Origin of the sequence: Microcoleus sp. AS-A8, from assembly GCA_039962225.1 — a bacterium.
Lineage (GTDB): Bacteria > Cyanobacteriota > Cyanobacteriia > Cyanobacteriales > Coleofasciculaceae > Allocoleopsis.
The window spans coordinates 38,958-45,601 of the sequence record JAMPKV010000040.1 but is presented as its reverse complement, the minus strand read 5'-3'; the positions used below and the strand labels follow the sequence as shown (position 1 = coordinate 45,601).

Genomic DNA, 6,644 nt, shown 5'->3' with positions numbered 1-6,644 from the left:
AGGGGGCATGGCGGCAGGAGTTGTCTCTTTCATCGCTCAAACTTTAACGTGAAATCTATGCCATGCTTAGATTATACCTTTATTGCTTCTCGATTTTTGTTTAAGTCCCGTTAATACACCATCTTCGTAGGGGCACGGCAATGCCGTGCCCCTACATGTAGCGGATAGCGTAGCCAGTTGCATAAGTCCTGTACCAAACAACGTCAAACTTTCTATCCAAAAATCAGTCTACTGAATGTACTAAAAATTATTAATGCAGTTGTCGCGAGCCACTGCTCACGGCATTGCGGAGCAAAATCAGAAGCATTCCTATACCTGTAAACACTAACGCCAAAATGTGACTTTCTCGAGAGGCGAAGGCAACGAGAACTAAGTTGGAGATTAGCGCTAAAGCCGGAATCAGATAAGGAACCTGAAAGCCATTAGCTCGTGGTTCTTGGCGTTTAATGACCAGCAGTGAAAGGTTGACAAGACAGAACATTGCAAGAATCAAGGTTGCGGTTGTTCCAGCTAGGAATTGGAGTGTACCTGAAAGCGCCAGAAAGATGACGATCGGCAGAATGATCAGCAGCGTTCGATAGGGAGTTGCTCGCCGTGGATGTAATTTTCCTAACCAAGCTGGAAGCAGCCCTTCTCTCGACATCCCGAAGAGCAGCCGCGATGCCGTGACAAAATTCAGCAAAGCAGTATTTAGAACAGCGAACAGGGCGATGAGTGAAAAGACGACTGCTGGAAAATTTGGCTGCGATCGCAGAACGACATCGAGAAGAGGAGCGTTCGAGGCAGCAAGTTCCGCCGGACTTAGTACGTTAGTGGCAAGCCAAGAGACGAGAACATAAACGACACCTGCAATTCCCAGGGCAAACAGGATGGCTCTTGGAACATTGCGTTCGGGATTTTTCACTTCCTCCGCGACATTCACAATATCCTCAAACCCAATAAAGGCGTAGAAGGCGAGTGCCGCTCCCTGAAAGATCGCCGTCCAACCAATTGTTGGCGCGTTCGGTACAGGGCTTGCAACAGGATTACCCGCACCTGCTGGGCCTCCGATTATAAAAAGAGCAGAGACTAGGATAACGATGACCAGACCTGAAACTTCCAGAGCTGTGCAAAAAATATTTAGGGCTGAGGACTCCTGCATTCCCCTAAAATTAACAAATGCCAGACCAGAAAACAGAGCGAGGATAATCAACCAAGCTGGAATGGCTGGAGCAAAAGCATTTAGATAGCCTGCAAACGCTTTTGAGAGAGTTGCCATTGAAACCAGGCAGGTACAAAACATCAACCAGCCTACGAGGATTGAGAGCCAATCCTTGCGAAATGCTCTGTGGATGAAAGTGGCGACTCCTCCGCTTTGTGGAATTCGGCTGCCGAGTTCGGCATAGCTTAAAGCTGTGAGTGCCGCAACAATCATAGATGTGAGGAAAGAAACCCAAACCCAAGAGCCGGAAAGTCCCGCAATTTTTCCGATCACTGCATAAATTCCGGCACCGAGAATATCACCAACCCCGTAAATCACCAGCGTAGGCAATCCAAACACTCGCTTCAGTGAATCCGCTTCCACATTCGGTTCCATAGCATTTCTCTTGTCCTTCTATTCTCCCAATCGTGTCATCTTTCTGCTCATCAGTATAGGGGGTGGAAGCGTGATCGCACTTGCGCGGATTCCCACTCAGACCAAATATGCGATCGCGCCTGCCTGTAATCAAGTAATGGCTGAGGATGAGATATGCGTTAGCTAAAAATTCAGTTAATTTTCCCAGGATTCATAGACAACCAATTTTCGTAAATCTCCTCACCAAACTCACTCTGAAGTAATTGTAAAAGCTCAAGAGAATAGAAGCTTTTAAAAGCTTTCCTCTGGGGAACGGTGATGAAAAAGTCCGTTGTTGTGATCTACTGCTGGTGGTGTTTTGCAGAAGCTAAAACTGACAATCTTTGCTCGAAGATGGCATCAAGGCGGGAAAACGCTTCTTCTGTATAGGGAGAAAAAAACCGCTCCAAATCGACCCTTAGCCGAGGCGCTATCAGACGTACTTGACAGCGAGGATGATGAACTACCTTGCTTTGCTTGCCACCTATGAGCCAGCAGAGTAGAAATCGTCCTGTATACCTTGACTACCACGCCACAACCCCTGTCGATTGCCGAGTTGCCGAGCGCATCTACCACTGCATGACTGAAGAATTCGGCAACGCCAGCAGTGTGGATCACTCGTGGGGCGATCGCGCTGAAGAAGCCGTCAAACAAGCAGCTATTTAGGTAGCTGAGCTAGTTGGATCTCACAAGCGAGAAATCGTTTGGACATCGGGGGCAACCGAGAGCCTTAACCTGGTAATTCAGGGTAGTCTGTGTCCCAACCCTGGAAAACCTCACCGCATTGCGCTGCTGCCACTCGAACACAAAGCCATTCTCGACACCTGCCATATTCTAGAAAAACGCGGCTGGGCAGAACTGGCTTATCTCCAAGTCGATTCTAGAGGAAGACTCGATCTCAACCATCTAGAACAAGTTTGTGCTGAGGGACTCTCCCTTGTTTGTGTTATGGCAGCCAACAACGAGATTGGCAACATTTACCCAATTGAGGCGATCGCTCAGATTGCTCAACGTTACAGTATTCCCTTCCTCTGTGATGCATCCCAAGCTGTAGGAAAAATCCCGATACACTTTGAAGAGTGGGGAATCACTTACCTAGCCATCTCTGCCCACAAACTCTATGGTCCCAAAGGTTCTGGCGCATTAGTTGTCAGGAAAGGACATCACCTAGAACCAATCATATTTGGTGGCCCTCATCAGAAAGGAATGAGGTCTGGAACTCTTAACGTTCCTGGTATTGTTGGCTTAGGGGAAGCCTGCCGCCTGCGTCAACTGGAAATGAAAGAAGATGAAAAAGCGATAGCGAAGCGCTGCTGCGAAGCGCAGATCGCATCCAAGCGTGACAGACTTCAAAGCCTACTGCTAGACAAAATTCCAGGTTTAGTCATCAACGGAGATACTACCTCCCGGCTTGCAGGCAATCTCCACATTTCAATCCCCGATATTCCTAACAGTGCAGTTATTGCCAGAGTACGCTCTCAACTCGCCATTTCTACTGGTTCTGCCTGCTCATCAGGTGTAGAAACTCCGTCCCATGTTCTGCAAGCCCTCAATTTGCCCTCTGAGGTAATAGAAGGAGCATTACGTATCGGTCTTGGCAAATTTACCACGAATGAAGAAATAGAGCGAGCAGCGGAGATTCTCTCTACTGCTGTAAGCAAGACTCGCCAAACTATGCTTACTTGAACCTCCATTGCCCACCCTAATAGAAATAGGACTTACGCATCTTCTGCTTGGACACACACTTTAGCGGGGGCAATTCATAAGTTTCCTGACATAAGCGGATATCGTAGCTAGTTACGTAAGTCCTAAGAATCTCAATGGACATAGACAGGCGTAATCATCTGTTTGGAAAACTGGTCACTGATCGGTACAAATTGATTTAGGCTGTATGTGCCAGTTAGTTTCCAACTTTATTATTCAGTTTCCAACTTTATTATTCAGTTTCCAACTTTATTCTCCTTTTACATGGGGTAAATCGATTAATTTACTTTAAACGACCCGACCTAAGAATACTAATCGCCAACCACAGACCCAAAAAACTAGCAGTAGCAAATAGTACATTACTAATCAAAGACAACTGACTCGTCTGTGCATTACTAGAGATAATAGCTGCGCCGATAATCAATGAGCCGACGACCACACTAAACGACAGCCGATTTGCCGAATCATCCATACTGCGACGTAAAGGGTCAAGATCTCGTATGGTGATATTCCACTTTAAAGTTTCTGAAGTTACCCGATCTAAGAGTAACTCCAACTGACGCGGAGATTGCAAAGATAAACTCTTGAGATCCAGGGCAGTTCTTAGAACAGTTTGTAATGGATTATTTCCTAGTAGCTGACGCCGAAACATATCGGTCATCAGCGGCTTGATTTCGTCTAATAGGTTAATTTCAGGGTCAAAACTTCGAGCCACTCCCTCCAAGTTAGCTAGGGTTTTTGCATACAAACCCATATTGCTGGGCAGGCGAATCTTGTTGTTACGAGCGACTTGCAGCACCTCATAAAATACCTGGCTGAAATTGATTTGCGACAGGCTGATATTGTAATACTTTCGCAACATGCGATCGTAGTCATTCGCCAGTCGCGATAAACTGACAGGCTGATCCGACTCTGCCAGTTCCAGGGTTAGCTGGGCACACCGCTGGGCGTCTAAGTCCACGATCGCCAACAACATTTCCGTTAAAATCTGCTGTGTGCGCGGGTCTAAGCGCCCCACCATCCCACAGTCTAAGAGCGCCAAGCGACCATCACTCAAATAAAATAAATTACCTGGATGAGGATCGGCATGGAAAAAGCCGTCGATGTAGAGTTGCTGCAAGAAAGCGCGAAACAAAAGCGTGGTGATTTCTTTGCGCTGCGTGTCTGCATCCTTTCCATCCCGCATTGCTGGTAGCTTCGCTAACAGAATTGGCACACCATCGAGCCATTCCATTACCATCAGCTTTTTACTCGTGAAATCCCAATAAATCTCTGGTACCACTAGCTGTGTTGGGTCAAACCAGCGACTCGTCGATAAGTTGCGCCGTAGCTGATCGGTATAGCCAGCCTCTTGGCTGAAATCTAACTCGGCTTGCAAGGCTGTGGCAAACTCCTCAGCTAAGCCAACAATGTCATAATCCTCCCCAAAGTTCGTGCGAGACACCAACTCCGCTATACTCCGAATCAGAGCAATATCCTGAGCGACAATCACCTCAATTCCAGGACGCTGCACCTTTAGGGCAACCTCTTGACCTGTTTTTAAGGTGGCTCGGTGAGTTTGGGCAATCGAACCCGCCGCAACCGCTTGGGGGTTAATGCTGGAGAAAACATCCTCCAAAGGCTGCCGCAATTGTTGCCGAATCTGGATTTCTACCTCACTCCACCCCACCGGCGGCACATTCGCTTGCAAGTCGGTTAAGGCTTCGACATATTCCCCTGGCAACAGATCAGGACGAGTACTTAGCAATTGTCCTAATTTGACGTAGACCGGTCCCAATTCTACTAAAACTTTACAGAGAACGGCGGGGGGTGGCAGATTCGGTTCGTCCGTCTTACCAGTCTTACCACCCGTCAGCAGTCCTCGCATGTAATCCCAGCCGTTGCCGAAGACGACCTCGATGATTTCACGTTGCCGAGAAGTGGTTTGAGTTAAGGAAAACATCGTTTAGGTGTCACCAAGGTTAAGAAAGAAAAGGTAGAAGCAAAAACAAAATACTCTTTTGCTTTTGGGCTATTGGATACGATTTTGTTCTATCCCTGGAGGGTAGGGGCAAGGTAGAGCTGCCCCTAGGGCTGATATTCAACGTAATCAGATGCAGCCAGCCAGGTTAGCACTATTCTATTTATTGAATGTTGTAACGTTAAACCCTGGTGAGTGCAAATGTACCTGGAGTATGAGATCGTATTGCTCTGGTGTTTGTTTAGCTGACCTGTTTACAACAACTCTTGCAGTTTCGGGTCATCTTGAAGCGCTTTAACGACCTGCTTAATTTCCTGTGTCCGGTCTTTTTTCACGATTAAGGTGACGTTGCGATCACGCACCACAACCACATCCTCTAAACCAATCGTCACAATCACTTCATCGTTATCACTGGCGTAAAGAATGGCTCCCTTCGTATCCATCCCCACATGCTGCGCCAATTCTACATTTGCAGCATCCCCCTTAAGCAAGCGCTCGATCGCATTCCAATCCCCCAAATCATCCCAACCAAAAGATGCCGGTAAAACATACGCCAATTGGGTCTTTTCCATCAAGGCATAGTCAACACTTTTTTTCGGTAGCTGGTGATACGCCTCTACACCTTTTTCTTCCAGTGGGCCAATAATTTCGGGTGCATAAGTGCGGAGTTCATTCAATACCACCCCAGCGCGGAAAATGAACATCCCACTATTCCAGCTAAAGCGACCGGTAGCCAGAAACTGCTCAGCCGTTTCGCGATCAGGCTTTTCCGTGAAGCGCGTCACCTGATACACAGGCAATCCGCCAAACGTTCCCGTCTGTTCGCCTTGCTCGATGTACCCATAACCTGTAGAAGGATGGTTAGGCGTGATGCCCAATGTAACAATTGCGGCCTCTTTTGACGCCAGTTCAGCCGCTGCCTTGATGGTTTTCTGAAACGCCTGCTGGTCTTCAATCCAGTGGTCAGCCGGGAAAAATGCCACCACAGCATCTTCCCCATAGGTTCGTGCAATCTCCAGCGTAGACCAAGCCACTGCTGGAGCGGTATCACGCCCTTCCGGCTCCGCTAACAGATTCTGCTCTAAAAGGTCAGGGAGCTGTTCTCGAACCCCTTGAGCCAGTTGGGCTGAAGTTACGACCCACAACTTCTCTGAGCTTCCGGCTAGTTCACTGAGTCGGTCAGCGGTTGCCTGCAAAAGGCTCTTGCCGCTACCATCTAAGCTTAAAAACTGCTTCGGTCGGTGCTTCCGGCTCAAAGGCCAAAAACGCTCCCCTTTGCCACCAGCCAGAATCACAGGTATCAAGGATTTATCCATGGATTGCCACGCTAACTAATTTTTCTGCTATATCCTAGCCTTGTCGCGCCTGTACAAGCTTGCCTCGTCG

6 protein-coding genes are annotated in these 6,644 nt (G+C 47.9%); 3 read left to right on the top strand and 3 right to left on the bottom strand.

The genetic code is table 11. The features are described 5' to 3' along the window. Nucleotides 1-250: 250 nt before the first annotated feature. Nucleotides 251-1,576 (bottom strand): APC family permease, encoded by a 1,326-nt coding sequence (locus tag NDI48_30695; protein MEP0835537.1) that lies wholly within the window; start codon nucleotides 1,574-1,576, stop codon nucleotides 251-253. A 10-nt stretch (nucleotides 1,577-1,586) separates the two neighbouring features. Here NDI48_30695 and NDI48_30690 point away from each other — a divergent pair, with 10 nt between their 5' ends. From NDI48_30690 to NDI48_30680, 3 genes are all read left to right on the top strand, one after another. Then, complete coding sequence (locus NDI48_30690; GenBank protein ID MEP0835536.1) at nucleotides 1,587-1,742, top strand: hypothetical protein; 156 nt, start codon at nucleotides 1,587-1,589, stop codon at nucleotides 1,740-1,742. Nucleotides 1,743-2,080: 338 nt separating this feature from the next. Then, entirely contained in the window at nucleotides 2,081-2,260 is a 180-nt protein-coding gene (locus NDI48_30685) for a hypothetical protein (protein MEP0835535.1), read from the top strand. A 33-nt stretch (nucleotides 2,261-2,293) separates the two neighbouring features. Further along, nucleotides 2,294-3,280 carry a cysteine desulfurase gene (locus tag NDI48_30680; protein MEP0835534.1) on the top strand — a complete coding sequence of 329 codons (987 nt, stop codon included), beginning with the start codon at nucleotides 2,294-2,296 and terminating at the stop codon, nucleotides 3,278-3,280. 301 nt (nucleotides 3,281-3,581) lie between these two features. Here NDI48_30680 and NDI48_30675 read toward each other — a convergent pair whose 3' ends face one another. Both NDI48_30675 and NDI48_30670 read right to left on the bottom strand, forming a co-directional pair. Then, a complete protein-coding gene (locus NDI48_30675; protein MEP0835533.1) occupies nucleotides 3,582-5,240 on the bottom strand; it encodes an AarF/ABC1/UbiB kinase family protein in 1,659 nt (552 codons plus the stop codon). Nucleotides 5,241-5,512: 272 nt separating this feature from the next. After that, complete coding sequence (locus tag NDI48_30670) at nucleotides 5,513-6,574, bottom strand: mannose-1-phosphate guanylyltransferase (protein ID MEP0835532.1); 1,062 nt, start codon at nucleotides 6,572-6,574, stop codon at nucleotides 5,513-5,515. Nucleotides 6,575-6,644: the final 70 nt, after the last annotated feature.